The sequence below is a fragment of the Extensimonas soli genome (assembly GCF_029211265.1).
Lineage (GTDB): Bacteria > Pseudomonadota > Gammaproteobacteria > Burkholderiales > Burkholderiaceae_C > Extensimonas > Extensimonas soli.
Window position 1 is genome coordinate 122,186 of the sequence record NZ_JARGEL010000008.1, and the last position, 17,083, is coordinate 139,268.

Here is a 17,083-nt window from a genome sequence, read left to right on the forward strand (position 1 = left end):
CCACGCCCTCACGCCGCCACGGCTGCGAGCGGCTGGCCCAGGCTGCGCAGCACGTCGCGCACCAGCTGTGCACGCGCCTTGGGGTCGGGCAGGGCGCGTTCGATGCGCAGCTTTTCGTTGCCGGCGAGCTTGATGTGCTTGTTTTTCTGGATCAGCCCGATGATCGCCATAGGGTCTATGGGCGGCTGGGGCTTGAAGCTGATGTGAATCACGCCGGGCGCGGCATCGACCTTGGTGACGCCGTAGCGGCTGCCGAGCACGCGCAGGCGGTGCACGTCGATCAGGGTTTGCGTGGGCGGCGGCAGCTTGCCGAAGCGATCGACGATCTCTTCGAGCAGGCGGTCGATCTGCTCGTCGCTTTGCGCGGTGGCGAGTTTTTTGTAGAACGACAGGCGCAGGTGCACGTCGCCGCAGTAGTCGTCGGGCAGCAGGGCGGGGGCGTGCAGGTTGATGTCGGTGGTGGCCGACAGCGGTGCGAGCAGGTCGGGCTCCTTGCCGGCCTTGAGCGAGCGCACGGCCTCGCTGAGCATTTCGTTGTAGAGCTGAAAGCCCACTTCGAGCATGTTGCCGCTCTGATTTTCGCCCAGCAGCTCGCCCGCGCCGCGGATTTCGAGGTCGTGCATGGCCAGGTAAAAGCCGCTGCCGAGTTCTTCCATCTGCTGGATGGCTTCGAGCCGCTGCTGTGCCTGTTTGGTCAGCCCTTCGAGGTCGGGCACCATGAGGTAGGCGTAGGCCTGGTGGTGGCTGCGGCCCACGCGCCCGCGCAGCTGGTGCAGCTGCGCCAGACCGAACTTGTCGGCGCGGCTGATGAGAATGGTGTTCGCCGTGGGCACGTCGATGCCGGTTTCGATGATGGTCGAGCACAGCAGCAGGTTGTAGCGCTGCGCCACGAAGTCGCGCATCACGCGCTCGAGCTCGCGCTCGGGCATCTGGCCGTGGGCCACGGCGATGCGCGCCTCGGGCAATATCTCCTGCAGCTTCTGGCGCCGGTTTTCGATGGTCTCGACCTCGTTGTGCAAAAAGTACACCTGCCCGCCGCGCTTCAATTCGCGCAGCACGGCCTCGCGGATCACGCCCGTGCTCTCGCTGCGCACGAAGGTCTTGATGGCCAGGCGCCGCTGCGGCGCGGTAGCAATCACCGAAAGGTCGCGCAGGCCCTCGAGCGCCATGCCCAGCGTGCGCGGGATGGGCGTGGCCGTGAGCGTGAGCACATCGACTTCGGCGCGCAGCTGCTTCATGGCCTCTTTGTGGCGCACGCCAAAGCGGTGCTCCTCGTCGATGATGAGCAGGCCCAGGTCCTTGAAGTGCACCGATGCGCTGAGCAGCTTGTGCGTGCCCACGACGATGTCCACCGTGCCCTCGGCCAGCCCTTTGAGCGTGGCCGTCACCTCTTTGGTGGAGCGAAAGCGCGACACCTCGGCCACCTTCACGGGCCACTTGGCAAAGCGGTCGACCAGCGTCTGGTAATGCTGCTCGGCCAGCAGCGTGGTGGGCGCGAGGAAGGCCACCTGCTTGCCACCCGTCACGGCCACGAAAGCCGCGCGCAGGGCGACTTCGGTCTTGCCAAAGCCCACGTCGCCGCACACCAGCCGGTCCATGGGGCGCGGGCTGATCATGTCCTGGACCACGGCGTGGATCGCGGCCTTTTGGTCGGCGGTTTCTTCAAAGCCGAAGTCGTTGGCAAAAATCTCGTAGTCCTGCGCGTGGAAGCGAAAGGCGTAGCCCTGGCGCGCGGCGCGGCGTGCGTAGATGTTGAGCAGTTCGGCCGCGGCGTCGCGCACCTGTTCGGCGGCCTTGCGTTTGGCCTTGTCCCACTGGCCGCTGCCCAGCTTATGCAGCGGGGCTTCGTCGGCACTCACACCGGTGTAGCGGCTGATGAGCTGCAGCTGGCTCACAGGCACGTAGAGCGCGGCCTTGTCGGCGTATTCGAGGTGCAAGAACTCCTGCGTCGCGGGGCTGCCGTCGGGGTTTTTCTCGCCCAGGTCCATGTGCACGAGCCCGCGGTAGCGGCCAATGCCGTGCGCGCTGTGCACCACGGGGTCGCCCACGTTGAGCTCGGAGAGGTCTTTGATCAGCGCATCGACGTCGCTGGTCTGCTCCTGGCGTTTGCGCCGGCGCGTGGCGGCGCCGGTGGCAAAGAGCTCGGTTTCGGTGACGAAGTCGATGCCGCCTTCGGGCCACGAAAAGCCGTTGCCCAGCGCTGCCGTGGCGATGCCGATTTTTTCGTCCGCGGCCTGGAATTCGGCGAGCGAGTCGAACGCTGGCGGGCTGACGCCGCTTGCGCGCAGAAAGTCCAGCAGGCTCTCGCGCCGCCCTGCGCTTTCGGCCAGCAGCAGCACGCGCTGCGGCGTGCGCTGCACGTGCGCCTGCAGGCGTGTGAGCGGCTCGTCGGCGCCGCGCACCACGGTGAGGTCGGGCAGGGTGGCGAATTCGGCGTAGGCCGAGGCTGCGCTCTCGGCCGACACCATGCCTTCGGGCGTATCGCCGCCCGCTGCGCCAGCACCTGCGGCGGCCCGCAGCGCCAGTTGCGCATGGGCGTTGGCGCGGGTGTAGAACTGCTCGGCGCTCAAAAACAGCGCTTCGGGCGGCAGCACGGGGTGTTCGGGGTCGCCCTGCACCAGGCGGTGGCGCTCGCGCGTGTCCTGCCAGAACTGCGCGAACGCGGCCTGCACGTCGCCGTGCAGCACCACGGTGGCCTGCGCGCCCAGATAGTCGAACACCGTGGCCGTGTCGTCGAAAAACAGCGGCAGGTAATACTCTATGCCCGCCGTGGCCACGCCGTTGCCCATGTCCTTGTAGATGCGGCTCTTGGTCGGGTCGCCCTCGATCAGCTCGCGCCAGCGGCGTCGAAAGCGTGTGCGCGCTTCCTCGTCCATAGGGAATTCGCGCCCCGGCAGCAGGCGCACCTCGGGCACGGGGTAGAGGCTGCGCTGGCTGTCGGGGTCGAAGGCGCGGATGCTGTCGATCTCGTCATCGAACAGGTCGATGCGGTAGGGCATGGGCGCGCCCATCGGAAACAGGTCGATCAAGCCGCCGCGCACCGCGTATTCGCCCGGGCTCACCACCTGCGTGACGTGGCTGTAGCCGGCCAGCGTGAGCTGTGCCTTGAGCCTGGCCTCGTCGAGTTTTTGCCCCGTCTTGAAATGAAAGGTGTAGGCCGCCAGAAACGACGGCGGCGCGAGCCGGTACAGCGCCGTCGTGGCCGGCACCAGCACCACGTCGGCGCCCGTGTCCTGGTCTTTCTGGCTGATGCGCCACAGCGTCGCAAGGCGCTCGCTGATCAAGTCCTGGTGCGGCGAAAAGCTGTCGTAGGGCAGCGTCTCCCAGTCGGGAAACAGCGCAATGCGCAGGTCGGGCGCAAAAAACGCCACCTCGTCGATCAGGCGCTGTGCGTCGCTCGCGTCGGCCGTGACGATGGCCGTGAGCCGCCGGCCAGATTTTTCGCGCGCCGCGAGCTGCGCGAGCAAGAGCGCATCGGCGCTGCCCACGGGGCGCGGCAGGGTGAAGCGTTTACCGGGGGTGAGTTTGGGCAAGTCCATGGGCGCTGGAAGCAAAAAGCAAAAGGCACAAACGACGAAAACCCCCGACCGGAGAGGGCGGGGGTGTGGGGAGTTGTGGGGTGCAATTTTAGAGCGGGGCCGTTTGCAGACCAGGTGGGAGATGCGATGCTGGCCGGACTGCCTGGGGCCAAAGAGTGCCGATTTGCTGCAGTATCAATAGCTGCTTGCGCTTGCTGGGCGCTCGCATCTGGGACGTTGGGCGTCGAGTAAGCGGTGACAATAGGCACACACCATCGTAAAATGGCCCCATGAAACCATTTCGCTGGAACGCCGAGAAGAATGAAACGCTCACGTCTGAGCGGGGCATTTCGTTTGAGAGCATCGTGGTCGCCATCGAGTCAGGCGGGCTGCTGGACATCCTGGCCCATCCGAACCAGTCGAAATATCCAAGGCAGCGCGTTCTTGTCGTCTCGTGCGACAACTACGTCTACTTGGTGCCGTTCGTCGAGGAGGAAGATTACTTCTTCCTCAAGACTGTGATCCCTAGCCGCAAGGCTACTCGGGACTATCTGAATCAAGGTGAACCAGATGCCGAAAATTGATGACAATGAACTCGACGTGCTGAGCGCCTTCGAGAAAGGCCAGCTGAAGTCTGTTGCAACGAAGGCTGAACTTGCCAAGTTCAAGGCCGCAGCGCGCGCTACCGCCATCAAGGATCGCCGGGTCAATATCCGACTTTCCTCTGGTGATCTGCACGATATTCAGGTCAAGGCCCTGGAAGAAGGGGTGCCGTACCAAACACTCATTGCTAGCGTTCTGCACAAGTACGTCACGGGGCGCCTTGCAGATCGCTTGGGCCCCATCACGAGTACAACTCGCAAGCCTGCGGCAAAACGTCGCGCTACATCGGACCGCTAATCCATCGCCTTGGCAAAGACGCCCCACGGTCTATCCGGCGACCGCAGTCAGCGCCTGGGCGCTGACGCGGGGTGGCACGATCTAGTGTAGTGTTTGATGCTTGATGCGACAAATAAAATCGATGGATTTTTGGTCTGAGCAAGGCGCAAACCGCAGCGATACCGGGTGGTATCGCGAGGATTTGCAACGCGGCCCAGGCCGAAAAGACGCTGTTTTATGTCGCAGAGTGCGTCGAACACTACACTAGGAGCCTGTCGGACTTTGGAATCGTCGGCTGCGAATGCGCCGCAGCGACCCATTTTTTACCGTCTTCTTGCCCCATAGTGCCGCTATGGGGCGGCGAATCCGGCAAAAACTGGCCTCGCTGGGGCGCATTCTCGCTTTCGACGCCCAAAGTCCGACAGGCTCCTAGGCCCGCAGCAATGGGGGGCAGATTCCAATTGATGAAAAGCGCGCTTCAGCGCTGGCCGCGTACCGACTTGTGACCCCACTGGGCCGTGCGGTTGTGGCGCACCACCGTCCAGGAGGGATCCACCGTGCGCGATCCCCAGCCGAACTCAAGCTCGATCATGGGCGACGGCGTGTCGGCATAGAAGGAGATCGTATGGTCGTTGGTGTGGCGCCCGAGCAGGGAGGTGATGCACCCGGCCGCGTCCAGGCGATCGAAGGCATGGCCCACGTCATCGATGGTGCGGGCTTGCAGCATGAAGTGGTGGATGCGCTTCGGGACAGGAAAGGCGGCGATGGCGATGGTGTGGTGGCGGCCATTGCAGTGCAGGAAGTGCGCACGCACGCACGTCTGCGGCCCAATCTGGATGTCGATGATGTCCGACAGCGCCATGCCAAGCACCTCGGTGTAGAAAGCCAACGCCTTGGCAGGATCGGGAACGGCACGCAGGAAATGCCCCATCCCCTGGTCGTCCGTGACGAAGCCCGATACGGGGGCGCCTGGCAGAAGAGGCTCCTGAAAGATTTCTGCCGGGCCGTAGTAAATCTCGAGTGGCAGGCCGAACGGGTCTTCAAGGCACAGCAGGCCCATGACATTGCGCTGCTGCGCCAGGGCCTCGTCGCCGCGGGTAAAGGCCACGCCCGCCTGGCGCAGCTTGTCGGCCATGCGCTCGAGCGCAGCGGCGTTATCCACTTCCATGCCTGCGTAGGCCAGGTCGTCGAGCTCACCGGGGTGCACGGCGATACGCCAGGCACGCTGATCGACACGGTAGAGCGCAGCGTCGCCAGCGGTGCCTGCAGCCATCAAACCCACGTTTTTGGTCAAAAAGTGGTCCCAGGCGGTTACGTCTTTGACGGCAAAGCCGAGGTAGCCCAAACGTTCAATACTCATTGTCTTCTCCTTGGTTATGAAAGCCGCAGTTTTTGCGGCAGATCCTTGCCCCCGACAGCCTCGAAAAAGCCGCGCACGCCCATGCCACCATCGTGGTTGAGCAACGCGCCAGTCGTTCTCGCTTGGGTTTCAGGCATGCAGCGCGGCTGCAGAAAAATCGACCAGCACGTCCCGCCCTTCGATGCGAATCGGGTAAACCTTCAAGGGCTCGCAGGGCGGGGGCGACTTGACCTTGCCTGTGCGCACACAAAACTTTCCCATGTGCAGTGAGCATTCCACGACATCGCCGTCGAGGTAGCCACCTTCGGACAGTGACCACTCTCCGTGGGTGCACTGGTCCTGCGTGGCAAAAAACTCCCCATCGACATTGAAGATCGCCACCTTTTGCGCGTCATGGCTGACTTGCAAGGCTTCTCCGGGCGGAACGTCGTCCACGCTGCAGGCTTTGGTAAACGCCATCGTGCTGGTTCCTCCGCTCAGAAAAACACGCTGAGGTTGTTGGCCAGAATCGTGCTCTGGTCGAGCAGGATGGTGCGGCGGGCGATCTTGAAGCCCAGGCCATTGTTGGCGCGGCGCAGCACGTCGCGGCGTTCGCCTGCAAAAATGTCGACTTGCCGCTCAAGCCGGTTGCGATAGACCAGGAAGGCCGAGGCCACTTCGAGCGTACCGGGCGTGTCGGTCTCGCGCACGATCACGTTCGAGATGATGTGCCGGGTGCGCGATTGCGGGTCTTCGGCCCAGTTCAACTCAGAGGTGCGCTGGCGGATGCGGCCGCGCATGGTCTCATGGTTTTCGTCAAAGTGGGCGTTGCCGTTTGCCGGGAGGTATTCCTGGTCGCTTTCACGCTTGATGCGCGTGGTGCGGATAGGCATCCAGTAGTGAATGTCCTGCTCGAGCAGGTCGAACCAGGCGTTGAAGTTGTGGTGGTCCAGCAACTGGGCTTCGCGGTAGTAAAACTGCTCGACTTCGTGTTGCAGTTGCGCGCTCACGGGCTGGGCGGGCCAGGCAAATTCCTGGATCAATTCGGCCGTTTTTTGGGCCATGGCGACAGCGGTCATACCAATCTCCTTGAATGGATCGGGGTGCAGACGCCCTCCTAGGCAGCCACGCGAAGTGGATGGTGGATGCCTGGGGCGCGAGCGCCTGCGGGGAATCGAATGAATGCTGTTTGCTCAGGAGGCAAACAGCGTGAAAAGGCTGAGGGTTGGTCTCGAAGCCTTGGGGCTCAGGGCTTGAGGGTCTCCCAGTTCGGCTCGGACATCATGCGCGACCAGTGGTGGTAAAAGCCCCGCGCGGCTTCTTCACCATAGACGTAGCCCGTCTTGCCGGGGAAGTCCGGGTTGTTCTTGTTGGGCACGTTCAGGCCCATTTGTGCGCACAAGGGAGCGCTCTTGGCCTTGTGGCCGCGCAGCACGCGCTGGATTTCGACCCAGTTCTCGCCGTCGTCCTGCTCGAAGGTGCCGCCAGCATTGAAGGTGCGGATGTTCTGGCGGCGGAACTCTTCCTTGATGTCCTCGGGCGCGTCGGCATCGACGACCACGAAGGCCCACACTTCCACTTCATTCGGACCGCGCGGGTGCCAGCTGCGGATGGTGTTGATGCCCGGCAGGAACGAGCAGGTCGGAAACACTGTCAGGTGCTGGCCGAACATGGTTTGCGTCGGCATTTGGTTCAGGCGTTTGGCGGCCTTCTCGGCAGCGGGTCCCTGGGTCCAGTATTGCGTGACCTTGGGACCCATGACGGCCATCAAGATGGAGGGATCGTTGATAAACCAGCCCGAGCCATGCCCACCCCAGGCTGCACGGAACTGATTGCCAGTTGTGGGCAATTGCACCTGCGATAGGTCCATCTCGGGCGGCAGACCGGCCAAAACGCCCGACACGTGCGACATCGTACCGGCGTGGTACATGTCGCTGCAGAATTGCTCGGCGGCGAACTTCCAGTTGCAGGGGATGATCCACTTCTGCATGCCGCCGACGACGGTGGTGCCGGCTTCGGTGCGGTCGAGCATCGTGTCCATGTAGGGCATGGCGTCGCTCAGGTAGGTCTTGAGGTCGGGGGCTTGCGCGTCCCAGTTCGCGAAGATCAGGCCCTTGTAGGTTTCCACGCGCGCCTGCAGCGGACCCCAGTCGGCCTTGTCGAAGCCGCAATCGCCTTCCTTCTTGTCGTAGAAAGCCTCTTTTTCGTAGGGTACGTTGACCAGGGTGCCGGCAATGTCGTATGCCCAGCCGTGGTAGGTGCAGGTGAAGGACTTGGCATTGCCCTCATCGGAGCGGCAAATGCGCATGCCACGGTGGCGGCACTGGTTCAGGAAGACTTTGATGCTTCCGTCCTTTTGCCGCACCATGACCACAGGGTCTTCGCCCATGTAGGTGGTCAGGTAGTCCCCGGTCTTGGGGATGTGGGCTTCATGCCCGAGCAGCAGCCAGGAGCGCGCAAAGATGCGCTCGAGTTCGAGCTCGTACAGTTCCTGGTCGGTGTAGATGCGCGGGTCGATCAGGCCCTGGTCTTGATTGGCCAAGGCGCGGATGGCCTCGTCCGCCCAGCGACGCTTGGATGGCATCGGCGCAGCTTGCACTTCGCGTTCCGAATGTATTCCCATGATGGATGGTCTCCTTAAAAAATACCTAAAACACCAACACTAAAAAACCCGGCGCATGCACGCACTCACCGGGCTGCCTTCAACACTGCACGCCTGGCGTACAGCGCCCAAACGATCCACACAGGGTGGATCACCAAAGTCGTCAACCCGAATGCCGTGGCCAGGTGGCTCCAGGTGATGCTGTAAAAATCCCACAGGGCATCGACCACCTCGGTGGCAATGACGACGTCGAACACTGCCAGGTAGCGCAGCGGATCGCGCGCACCCCACAAGGCCACGATGCCGATGGCACCCAGCTGCAGACCCACGACGGCCCAGGCGTCACTGAGCAACCGAAAGCCGGGCGTGGCTGCGTCAGGCACGAAGCCTGGGTACATCTGGCTGAACAGCGAGGCCGAAGCAAACGGCTGCGTGCCCAGCAGGTTCGCCAGGTAAAAAAGACCCAGCGCCCACAGAAAGATGCGTCCTTGCTTCATGCGTGCTCCAGCGGTGATGATCGACGGCGGAAAATCTTCTGAACATTTGTTCAATTGCTGAGAATCATGAGATCAATGAGTCATCTTGGCTTTGTTCTAAATCAAGACTTGGCACATGCGCGCTTCATGGTGGAGTTGCGCAGTGGACTTGCACTGTCCGGCGTCAACTCTCCTGAGCGGTGCAGTCAGGCGGCGGTAACTCTCCACATTCACCTCCAGGACGGTGGCGTGATGAACCAGGCGATCGACGGCTGCCACCGTCATGGCCTTGTCCGGAAACACCCGAGTCCATTCAGAGAACGGCGCGTTGGCAGTGATGGCGATCCTCTTGTGCTCGTAGCGCACGCAGACATTGGGGTCGGTCCAATTGATGGCGCAAGCCGATGTCGCTGCTGCATGGGTGTCAAATTGCTTCTTATTCAATAGCTACTTGCGACCGATGGACGGGAGCTATATGCCAATTTGATAACTAAAAACCACGCAGCCCAAACGCACCACTTCCTGCCAGAGGACTGTCGCCAGCGCCTGGGCGCTCACACGTGCGCAGGCGACTCGATCTCGGCTGCAAATCGGGCGCGCTCAGGGTGGTTTGCAGTCCGGCCCCTGCCTTGACGAACTCTCCGGCCCCTCGGCGTCGATCGACGCGCTGCGGTACAGTGAATCCATCGTGGTCTGACGGCGATTTCTGCCCCCGATTCCCCAGCAACAGAAGTCGATACAGTCAGCCGCAATCCCAGCTACGCCCGCACCCAACGAGGAGACAGCCCATGAGCGCAGACACCCCCACGCAACGCTTTGGCAGCGGCCAGGCCGTGCGCCGGCTCGAAGACGATGCACTGCTCACCGGCGCGGGCCGCTACACCGACGACTTGCGCCAGCCGGGCGACGGCTGCCTGGTGTTCGTGCGCTCGCCCTACGCGCATGCGCGCATCGTGGGCGTGAAGATCGACGATGCCCTGGCCATGCCCGGCGTGCGCGTGGTGCTCACGGGTGCGCAGCTCGTAGCTGAGGGCGTGCCGCCCATGCCCACGGGCGCGGCGTTTCAGCGCGCAGATGGCAGCCCCTGCGCCACGCCGCCGCGTCTGCCGCTCGCGCACGAGGCCGCGCGCTTCGTCGGCGAGGCCGTGGCCGCCGTGGTGGCCGACAGCGTGCAGCAGGCCAAGGATGCCGCCGAGGCCGTGTGGGTTGAATACGAAGAGCTCCCCGTCGTCCCCAGCCTTGCCGCAGCGCTGACCGAAGGCGCCCCCGCGCTCTGGCCCGCCGCGCCCGACAACATCGCCTGCGAGGCGCGCCACGGCGACGCCGCCGCCTGCGCCGCCGCGTTTGCGCAGGCCGCGCACGTGGTGCGGCTCGATTTGACGCACCAGCGCCTGGCCGCGCTCACGCTGGAGCCGCGCACCGTGCGCGCCTGGCCTGAAGATGGGCGCATGCAGGTGCAGATCAGCTCGCAAATGCCCACCGCAGTGCGCGCTGCCGTCGCCAAGGCGCTGGGCGTGGCGCCCGAACAGGTGCGTGTGCGCGTGGGCGACGTGGGCGGCGGCTTTGGCATGAAGGGCGCGCCCTACCCGGAGGACGTGGTCGTGGCGCTGGCCGCGCGCGCCACGGGCCGGCCGGTGCTCTGGGCGGCCGAGCGCAGCGAAGAATTTTTGAGCTCCGGCCATGGGCGCGACGTGCAAACCCATGCCGAACTTGCCCTCGCCGCCGACGGCGCCATTCTGGGCCTGCGCGTGCACTCGAATGCCAACGTGGGCGCCTACGCGCAGCCCAGCGGGGTCTCCATCCCCTTGCTCATCGGCCCCTGGGTGCAGACCAGCGTCTATCACGTGCCGGTGATCGACTTTTACTTCCGCGCCGTGCTCACCCACCAGGCGCCCACCGGCGCCTACCGCGGCGCGGGCCGACCCGAGGCCATCTACAACATCGAGCGCCTGATGGATGAGGCCGCGCGCCAGACCGGCATCGACCGGCTGCAGCTGCGCCGGCGCAACTTCATCCGCCCCGAGCAAATGCCCTACACCAACCCCATGCGCCAAACCTACGATGTGGGCCGCTTTGAGCAGGTGCTGGACGGCGCGCTGCCGCTCGCGGACTGGGCCGGCTTCGAGGCGCGCGCGGCCGCATCCAGGGCGCGCGGCCTGTGGCGCGGGCTGGGCATCGCGACCTTTTTGGAGTGGACGGGCGGCAACGTGTTCGAGGAGCGCGTCACCGTCGAGGTGAAAGGCGACTTGAACGGCGACGGGTTCATCGAGGTGTTTTCCGCCGTCAACCAGATGGGCCAGGGCATCGCCACCACGCTCGCGCAGCTCGTCGTCGATGCGTTCGACGTGCCCATCGAGCGCGTGCGCGTGGTGCTGGGCGACACCGACCGCGGCAACGGCTTTGGCAGCGCGGGCTCGCGCTCGATCTTCACCGGCGGCTCGGCACTGCGCACCGGCGCCGAGCGCACGCTCGACGAAGCGCGCAAACTTGCCGCGCAGGCGCTCGAAGCCGCGCCCGAAGACCTGCGCTATGCCGCGGGGCGCTTTCACGTCGCCGGCACCGACCACGCGATCGACCTGTTCGAGCTGGCTGCGCGCCAGGCGGACGGCCACATCTTCGTCGAGCACAGCTACACCGTGAGCGGCCCGAGCTGGCCCAACGGCTGCCACATCAGCGAGGTGGAGCTGGACCCGCAGACCGGCGCCGTGGCCGTGGTGCGCTACGCCTCGATGAACGACGTGGGCCGCGTGGTCAACCCCATGATCGTGCGCGGCCAGCTCGACGGCGGCGCCGTGCAAGGCATAGGCCAGGCCCTGCACGAGCAGATCGTCTATGACGGCGCGAGCGGCCAGCTGCTCACCGGCAGCCTGATGGACTACACCGCGCCGCGCGCAGACGACATCGCCACCGAATTCATCACGGCCATGGACGAATCCACCCCCTGCACCAACAACCCGCTGGGCGTCAAAGGCGTGGGCGAACTCGGCACCATAGGCGCCACCCCCTGCATCGTCAACGCCGTGGCCGACGCGTTGGCGCGCAATGGCCGCGCCGATTTGGCGCCCAAGCTGCAAATGCCGCTGTCGCCGGGGCGTTTGTGGGAGTTGTTGCAGGGGTGAGGGTGTCGGTGGCCAAAGTGTTCCTTCCAGACATTGGGGGCCTCTTACCATCTGAATTTTGCATGTTCCACTTTTCGTAATGGACTTCGACACTCTCATGCCCTCGTCTTCCCATGTTCCCCGCTGCTTCGCCCTGCTCCCCTGCGCCGGCAGCGGCTCGCGTGCGGGGACGGCGCAGCCCAAGCAGTACCAGCCGCTCGCTGGGCTGCCGCTGGTGCGGCATACGCTCGCGGCGTTTGCGGGGGTGGCGCGCATCGCGCGGGTGCTGGTGGTGGTGGCGCCGGGGGATGAGATGCTCGCGGCGCACGATGCTTCTTTTGCCATAGCGCCTTGCGGCGGTGCCACGCGCGCGGAGAGCGTTTTCAATGGTCTTGCTGCGCTGCAGGCGCTGGGGGCCGCCGCGCACGACTGGGTGCTGGTGCACGATGCGGCGCGCTGTCTGGTCACGCCGGCGCTGATCGACGCGCTGATCGACGCCTGCCTGCCCGATGCGGTGGGCGGCCTGCTCGCGCTGCCGCTGGCCGATACGCTCAAATGCGCCGACGCAGCAGGCCGCGTAACCGCGACGCTCGATCGCACGGGTAAGTGGCTCGCGCAGACGCCGCAGATGTTCCGCCTGGGTGCGCTGCAGGCGGCACTGGCGGCGCATGCGGGCACAGGCTTTGCCGGCATCACCGACGAGGCCAGCGCGATGGAGGCGGCGGGCCACCGGCCCCTGCTGGTGCGCGGCAGCGCGCAGAATTTCAAGGTCACATACCCCGAAGACTTTGCGCTGGCCGAGGCCGTGCTACAAAGCCGCGAGCGCCTATGATGGCCCCCTTCGATAGCCCTATTGATGGCTTGTTGACCACCTGACCCCCGGCATGAGCACACCGCATTCGCCCCCCACCGCTTTTCCTCCACCACCGTTTCGCATTGGCGAGGGCTGGGACGTGCACGCGCTGGTGCCGGGGCGCGCGCTGGTGATTGGCGGTGTGCGCATCGACCATTCCATGGGCCTGCTCGGGCATTCGGATGCGGACGTGCTGCTGCACGCGATCACCGATGCACTCTTGGGCGCGGCGGGGCTGGGCGACATCGGCCGGCACTTTCCCGATACCGACGCCACCTTCCGCGGCGCCGATTCGCTCGCGCTGCTGGTCGAGGCCGCGCGCCGCGTGCAGGCGGCCGGCTGGTGCGTGGGCAATATCGACAGCACCGTGGTCGCGCAGGCGCCGCGCCTGGCGCCGCACATCGCGGCCATGCGCGTGCGCATTGCGCAAGCGCTCGGCGTGGCGGCCGAGCAGGTCAACGTCAAGGCCAAGACGGCCGAGCGCCTGGGCCCGGTGGGGCAGGGCGCGGCGATCGAGGCGCGCGCCGTGGCCCTCATATATAAATCAGGCCCTAACGCTTGATGGTATTGCCTGAAAAGCTACTGTTTTAACCCAGATTGTTCATGAGGACGCGGGATGATGGCGAGGCGGCTGGCGAGGCAGTTTGGTCGCGGGTGAGAAGTCCATGGCTGGTGCCATGGACGCCGAAGCCGCGGCCAAAATGACCGCCAGACGTCCGCCAGCACCCGCGTAGGCGCGCAGCGCCGCCTCATGGACAATCTGGGTTTAATAGAAAAAGGAGACTTGCATGTCTGAACACACCGCATCTTCCAACGCTGCCGACGCCGCCAGCGCCGCCTACGAGCTGCCGCGCTACGACACGGTGCAAACGGCGCTCGTGGGCGCGCATGTGCTGCAAGTCACGCTCGCCCGGCCCGAGGTGGGCAATGCGATGAACACGCAAATGGGGCGCGACCTGTTCGACCTGTGGAGCCGGCTCACCGAGGACGCGGGCCCCGTGCGCTGCGTGGTTCTCACGGGCGCGGGCGGCAAGATTTTTTGCGCGGGCGGAGACCTCAAGGAGCGCAACGGCATGACCAGGGCGCAGTGGCAGCGCCAGCATGAATTGTTCGAGCGCGCGATCTGGACGCTGGTTGATTTGCCAGTGCCTGTGATTGCCGCGGTGAATGGGCACGCCTACGCGGGCGGGCTCGAAATGGCGCTGAGCTGCGACTTCATCTACGCGAGCCAGAGCGCGCGCTTTGCGCTCACCGAAGTCACGCTGGGCATCATGCCCGGCGCGGGCGGCACGCAAAACCTGCCGCGCGCCGTGGGCGACCGCCGCGCCAAGGAGATTCTGATGACGGGCCACCCCTTCGACGCGCAGCAGGCGCTGGCCTGGGGCGTGGTCAACCAGCTGTTCGAGCCCGAACAGGTGCTTGCGCAGGCGCTCGCGACGGCCGAAGTGATCGCGGGCAATGCGCCGCTGGCGGTGCGGCAGGTGAAAAAATCCGTGCGCTACGGCACGCAGATGGAACTGCGCACCGCCTACCGCTTCGAAGTCGAGGCCTACAACCACCTCGTGGACACGCAAGATCGCCTCGAAGGCGTGCGCGCCTTCAACGAAAAGCGCAAGCCGGTGTTCCGCGGCTGCTGAAGAAAAACCTCTTGACTGTGTCTGGATGCCCATGAACGACCCCACCCACCACACCGCGCGCATGCCCACGCTCTACATCCCGCATGGCGGCGGGCCGTGCTTTTTCATGGACTGGGACCCGCCGGGCACCTGGGACAGGATGGCGGCGTTTTTGCGCAGCATTCCGGCGAGTCTGCCGGCCAGGCCGCGCGCGATCGCGCTGGTCACGGCGCATTGGCTTGCGCCGCAGCCGAGCCTGGGCAGCGCCGCGCAGCCTGGTTTGCTGTTCGACTACTACGGCTTTCCGCCGCACACCTACCAGCTCACCTACCCCGCGCCCGGCGCGCCCTGGCTTGCCGAGCGTGCGAGCGCGCTGCTGGCGCAGGCGGGCTTTGCGCCCGCACAGGACGGTAGCCGCGGCTACGACCACGGCACCTTCATCCCGCTCAAAGTCGCTTTCCCCGAGGCCGACGTGCCCGTGTTGCAGCTGTCGCTGCTCAGCAGCCTTGACGCGGGCGCGCACCTTCGGCTCGGGCAGGCCCTGGTGCCTTTGCGTGACGAGGGCGTGCTCATCATCGGCAGCGGCATGAGCTGGCACAACATGCGCGGCTACGGCAACCCGCGCTCCACGCCGATCAGCGCGGCTTTCGACGAATGGCTCACCGACGCCGTGACGCGCCCCGCGCCTGAGCGCAATGCGCTGCTCGCAGATTGGGAGCGCGCGAGTGCGCCCTGGGGCCGCCAGTCGCACCCGCCGCGCGCCGAAGAACACCTGCTGCCGTTGCACGTAGCGGCTGGCGCGGCGGGCGAGGGCGACGGGCGCAAGGTGTTTTGCGACACGGTGATGAGCGCCGTGGTGTCGGCGTTTCGCTTCGATTGAGCTGCAAACTGCGCAGGCAGAGCAGCCAATAAAAAAGCCGGTGCATGCACCGGCTTTTCACCCAAAGAGCATTGCGACCAATAGCGCTGCCACTGCAGCGCCGCGGCCTCCGGGCCTCAGAAACGATAGCCCACGCCCACGCCGATCAGCCACGGATCGACCTTGTACTTGGCGTCGTTCAAACCAGCGCCCGTCACCTTCGTGTCCATCCAGACCTTCTTGACGTCGAAGTTGAGCACCCAGTTCTTGTCCAGCGCGTAGTCAAGCCCGGCTTGCAGCGCAGGGCCCCAGCTGCTTTTCTTGATCGACACGGCACCGCCCGCGATATCGACACTGGAGTAGCGTGTGTAGTTCACGCCTGCGCCCAGATAGGGCTTGAATGCACCCAGGCCTGTAAAGTGGTATTGGCCCAGCAGCGTGGGCGGCAGTTCCTTCAGCGAACCGACCGGGGTGCCGCCAAGGCGCACGGTGTGTTTTTGCGGATAGGTCAGGATCAGCTCAGCCGCCAGGTTGGGCGTGAAGAAGTAGCTGACATCCACCTCGGGGATGGTTTTGCTGCTGACCTTCACGCCGGCATCACCAGCGGCACCGCCATGATCGGTATTCACGCGCACGGCACGCAGACGAACCATCCAGGGGCCCGGCATTTCTTGCGCGAAAGCAGCGCCGGAAGTCATTGCGCAAAGAGCGGCCAAAGCAAGCAGTTTCTTTTTCATAGGAATCTCATGGTGCGGTTGCACGGGGACGACCCCCGTAGTCGTATTGCAGCGCTGATTAGATGCGTAAACCTTGCTGCAAGTCAAATACTAGGCGGCTGCCGCGCAACGGATGCCTTTGGTGCGCGGCGTGTTGCGCTAAATGCGACGCAAACGTTGCACCAATGCAACGCTTGTGAGCGCCAGCGCGCCTGCGACCACGCCCACCAGAGCGTTGCACAGCGCAGGCAGCAGCCAGTGCCACGGGCCGCCGGCGCCAGCGCCCAGGCCCGCTATGGCGTGGTGCAGCGCCGGAATGCCGTGCACCAGGATGCCGCCGCCCACGAGGAACATGGCCGCCGTGCCCACGACCGAGAGGCTTTTCATGAGCCAGGGCGCGGCCTGCACGATGGCGAGACCCAGCGTGCGCAGCAAGGTTTGGCGCCGACGTGCGAGCCACAGCCCCAGGTCGTCGAGCTTGACGATGCCCGCGACCAGACCATAGACGCCCGCCGTCATGAGCACGGCCACGCCCACGAGCACGGCCACCTGCTGCGCAAACGGCGCCGCCGCCACGGTGCCCAGCGCGATGGTGATGATTTCCGCCGAGAGGATGAAGTCCGTGCGCACGGCGCCCTGCACCTTGTCTTTTTCGAAGGCCACCAAATCCAGCGCTGCGTTGGCATTGGCCAGCACGTGGCTTTCGTGCTCGGCCGCGTCGTGCGGCGCGCTGTGCAGAAACTTGTGCGCGAGCTTTTCCACGCCCTCGTAGCACAAATACGCACCGCCGAGCATGAGCAGCGGCGTCACGGCCCAAGGGGCGAAAGCGCTCACGAGCAGGGCCGTGGGCACGAGGATGGCCTTGTTCATGAGCGAGCCCTTGGCCACGGCCCAGACCACGGGCAGCTCGCGGTCGGCGCGCACGCCAGTCACTTGCTGGGCGTTGAGCGCCAGATCGTCGCCGAGCACGCCCGCCGTCTTCTGCGCCGCCACCTTGGTGAGCACCGACACGTCGTCGGCCATGGTGGCGCTTTTTTGCGCGGCCACCTTGGTCATCAGGGCGACGTCGTCGAGGATGGTCGCGATGTCGTCGAGCAGGGCGAGCAGACTGCCAATGGCCATGAGAG

The 17,083-nt window shown here is 65.1% G+C and carries 17 protein-coding genes and 1 pseudogene; 7 read left to right on the top strand and 11 right to left on the bottom strand.

Going from position 1 to position 17,083, the window contains the following annotated elements; translation table 11 throughout:
• Positions 1-8 precede the first annotated feature (8 nt).
• Positions 9-3,539 (bottom strand): transcription-repair coupling factor, encoded by a 3,531-nt coding sequence (mfd, locus tag PYV55_RS02155; protein WP_275848841.1) that lies wholly within the window; start codon positions 3,537-3,539, stop codon positions 9-11.
• Between the two features lie 269 nt (positions 3,540-3,808).
• On the opposite strand from mfd, the gene PYV55_RS02160 reads away from it, so the two are divergent.
• Together PYV55_RS02160 and PYV55_RS02165 are read left to right on the top strand one after the other, a co-directional pair.
• Entirely contained in the window at positions 3,809-4,102 is a 294-nt protein-coding gene (locus PYV55_RS02160) for a BrnT family toxin (RefSeq protein WP_275848843.1), read from the top strand.
• Entirely contained in the window at positions 4,089-4,418 is a 330-nt protein-coding gene (locus tag PYV55_RS02165) for a hypothetical protein (RefSeq protein ID WP_275848845.1), read from the top strand. Before PYV55_RS02160 ends, PYV55_RS02165 begins: the two co-directional genes overlap by 14 nt.
• 238 nt (positions 4,419-4,656) lie before the next feature.
• On the opposite strand, the gene PYV55_RS02170 is transcribed toward PYV55_RS02165, so the two are convergent.
• The 8 genes and pseudogenes from PYV55_RS02170 to PYV55_RS02205 all read right to left on the bottom strand — a co-directional run.
• Complete coding sequence (locus PYV55_RS02170) at positions 4,657-4,812, bottom strand: hypothetical protein (RefSeq protein ID WP_275848846.1); 156 nt, start codon at positions 4,810-4,812, stop codon at positions 4,657-4,659.
• A 63-nt stretch (positions 4,813-4,875) separates the two neighbouring features.
• Positions 4,876-5,757 (bottom strand): VOC family protein, encoded by an 882-nt coding sequence (locus tag PYV55_RS02175; protein ID WP_275848849.1) that lies wholly within the window; start codon positions 5,755-5,757, stop codon positions 4,876-4,878.
• 14 nt (positions 5,758-5,771) lie between these two features.
• Complete coding sequence (locus tag PYV55_RS02180) at positions 5,772-5,894, bottom strand: hypothetical protein (protein WP_275848851.1); 123 nt, start codon at positions 5,892-5,894, stop codon at positions 5,772-5,774.
• Positions 5,887-6,216, bottom strand: coding sequence for a non-heme iron oxygenase ferredoxin subunit (locus tag PYV55_RS02185; RefSeq protein WP_114482035.1), 330 nt, complete (start codon positions 6,214-6,216; stop codon positions 5,887-5,889). Before PYV55_RS02185 ends, PYV55_RS02180 begins: the two co-directional genes overlap by 8 nt.
• Positions 6,217-6,233: 17 nt before the next feature.
• Positions 6,234-6,815, bottom strand: coding sequence for an aromatic-ring-hydroxylating dioxygenase subunit beta (locus PYV55_RS02190; protein ID WP_275848853.1), 582 nt, complete (start codon positions 6,813-6,815; stop codon positions 6,234-6,236).
• Positions 6,816-6,982: 167 nt separating this feature from the next.
• The gene (locus PYV55_RS02195) at positions 6,983-8,359 is read right to left on the bottom strand and encodes an aromatic ring-hydroxylating dioxygenase subunit alpha (protein ID WP_275848854.1); all 1,377 of its coding nucleotides are present in this window, start codon (positions 8,357-8,359) and stop codon (positions 6,983-6,985) included.
• A 65-nt stretch (positions 8,360-8,424) separates the two neighbouring features.
• The gene (locus PYV55_RS02200) at positions 8,425-8,835 is read right to left on the bottom strand and encodes a BphX family protein (protein ID WP_275848856.1); all 411 of its coding nucleotides are present in this window, start codon (positions 8,833-8,835) and stop codon (positions 8,425-8,427) included.
• A gap of 96 nt (positions 8,836-8,931) precedes the next feature.
• Positions 8,932-9,186 (bottom strand): annotated as a pseudogene (locus PYV55_RS02205) (ATP-binding protein); the annotation flags it as partial.
• A gap of 416 nt (positions 9,187-9,602) precedes the next feature.
• On the opposite strand from PYV55_RS02205, the gene PYV55_RS02210 reads away from it, so the two are divergent.
• The 5 genes from PYV55_RS02210 to PYV55_RS02230 all read left to right on the top strand — a co-directional run bounded on the left by PYV55_RS02210 (position 9,603) and on the right by PYV55_RS02230 (position 15,261).
• The gene (locus PYV55_RS02210; RefSeq protein ID WP_275848858.1) at positions 9,603-11,933 is read left to right on the top strand and encodes a xanthine dehydrogenase family protein molybdopterin-binding subunit; all 2,331 of its coding nucleotides are present in this window, start codon (positions 9,603-9,605) and stop codon (positions 11,931-11,933) included.
• A 97-nt stretch (positions 11,934-12,030) separates the two neighbouring features.
• Positions 12,031-12,744, top strand: coding sequence for a 2-C-methyl-D-erythritol 4-phosphate cytidylyltransferase (gene ispD, locus PYV55_RS02215; protein WP_275848860.1), 714 nt, complete (start codon positions 12,031-12,033; stop codon positions 12,742-12,744).
• Between the two features lie 52 nt (positions 12,745-12,796).
• On the top strand, positions 12,797-13,327 hold the full coding sequence (gene ispF / locus PYV55_RS02220) for a 2-C-methyl-D-erythritol 2,4-cyclodiphosphate synthase (RefSeq protein ID WP_275848862.1): 531 nt from the start codon (positions 12,797-12,799) through the stop codon (positions 13,325-13,327).
• A gap of 226 nt (positions 13,328-13,553) precedes the next feature.
• Complete coding sequence (locus PYV55_RS02225) at positions 13,554-14,402, top strand: enoyl-CoA hydratase/isomerase family protein (protein ID WP_275848864.1); 849 nt, start codon at positions 13,554-13,556, stop codon at positions 14,400-14,402.
• Between the two features lie 31 nt (positions 14,403-14,433).
• The gene (locus PYV55_RS02230) at positions 14,434-15,261 is read left to right on the top strand and encodes a DODA-type extradiol aromatic ring-opening family dioxygenase (protein WP_275848866.1); all 828 of its coding nucleotides are present in this window, start codon (positions 14,434-14,436) and stop codon (positions 15,259-15,261) included.
• A gap of 116 nt (positions 15,262-15,377) precedes the next feature.
• On the opposite strand, the gene PYV55_RS02235 is transcribed toward PYV55_RS02230, so the two are convergent.
• Together PYV55_RS02235 and PYV55_RS02240 are read right to left on the bottom strand one after the other, a co-directional pair.
• Entirely contained in the window at positions 15,378-15,977 is a 600-nt protein-coding gene (locus PYV55_RS02235) for an OmpW/AlkL family protein (protein WP_275848868.1), read from the bottom strand.
• Positions 15,978-16,115: 138 nt separating this feature from the next.
• Positions 16,116-17,078 carry a DUF808 domain-containing protein gene (locus PYV55_RS02240; protein ID WP_275848870.1) on the bottom strand — a complete coding sequence of 321 codons (963 nt, stop codon included), beginning with the start codon at positions 17,076-17,078 and terminating at the stop codon, positions 16,116-16,118.
• Positions 17,079-17,083 lie beyond the last annotated feature (5 nt).

Bases quoted from the DNA above. Each gene is read 5' to 3' on its own strand.
- mfd (WP_275848841.1), bottom strand. From the start codon at position 3,539: ATGGACTTGCCCAAACTCACCCCCGGTAAACGCTTCACCCTGCCGCGC.
- PYV55_RS02160 (WP_275848843.1), top strand. From the start codon at position 3,809: ATGAAACCATTTCGCTGGAACGCCGAGAAGAATGAAACGCTCACGTCT.
- PYV55_RS02165 (WP_275848845.1), top strand. From the start codon at position 4,089: ATGCCGAAAATTGATGACAATGAACTCGACGTGCTGAGCGCCTTCGAG.
- PYV55_RS02175 (WP_275848849.1), bottom strand. From the start codon at position 5,757: ATGAGTATTGAACGTTTGGGCTACCTCGGCTTTGCCGTCAAAGACGTA.
- PYV55_RS02180 (WP_275848851.1), bottom strand. From the start codon at position 5,894: ATGCCTGAAACCCAAGCGAGAACGACTGGCGCGTTGCTCAACCACGAT.
- PYV55_RS02185 (WP_114482035.1), bottom strand. From the start codon at position 6,216: ATGGCGTTTACCAAAGCCTGCAGCGTGGACGACGTTCCGCCCGGAGAA.
- PYV55_RS02190 (WP_275848853.1), bottom strand. From the start codon at position 6,815: ATGACCGCTGTCGCCATGGCCCAAAAAACGGCCGAATTGATCCAGGAA.
- PYV55_RS02195 (WP_275848854.1), bottom strand. From the start codon at position 8,359: ATGGGAATACATTCGGAACGCGAAGTGCAAGCTGCGCCGATGCCATCC.
- PYV55_RS02200 (WP_275848856.1), bottom strand. From the start codon at position 8,835: ATGAAGCAAGGACGCATCTTTCTGTGGGCGCTGGGTCTTTTTTACCTG.
- PYV55_RS02210 (WP_275848858.1), top strand. From the start codon at position 9,603: ATGAGCGCAGACACCCCCACGCAACGCTTTGGCAGCGGCCAGGCCGTG.
- ispD (WP_275848860.1), top strand. From the start codon at position 12,031: ATGCCCTCGTCTTCCCATGTTCCCCGCTGCTTCGCCCTGCTCCCCTGC.
- ispF (WP_275848862.1), top strand. From the start codon at position 12,797: ATGAGCACACCGCATTCGCCCCCCACCGCTTTTCCTCCACCACCGTTT.
- PYV55_RS02225 (WP_275848864.1), top strand. From the start codon at position 13,554: ATGTCTGAACACACCGCATCTTCCAACGCTGCCGACGCCGCCAGCGCC.
- PYV55_RS02230 (WP_275848866.1), top strand. From the start codon at position 14,434: ATGAACGACCCCACCCACCACACCGCGCGCATGCCCACGCTCTACATC.
- PYV55_RS02235 (WP_275848868.1), bottom strand. From the start codon at position 15,977: ATGAAAAAGAAACTGCTTGCTTTGGCCGCTCTTTGCGCAATGACTTCC.
- PYV55_RS02240 (WP_275848870.1), bottom strand. From the start codon at position 17,078: ATGGCCATTGGCAGTCTGCTCGCCCTGCTCGACGACATCGCGACCATC.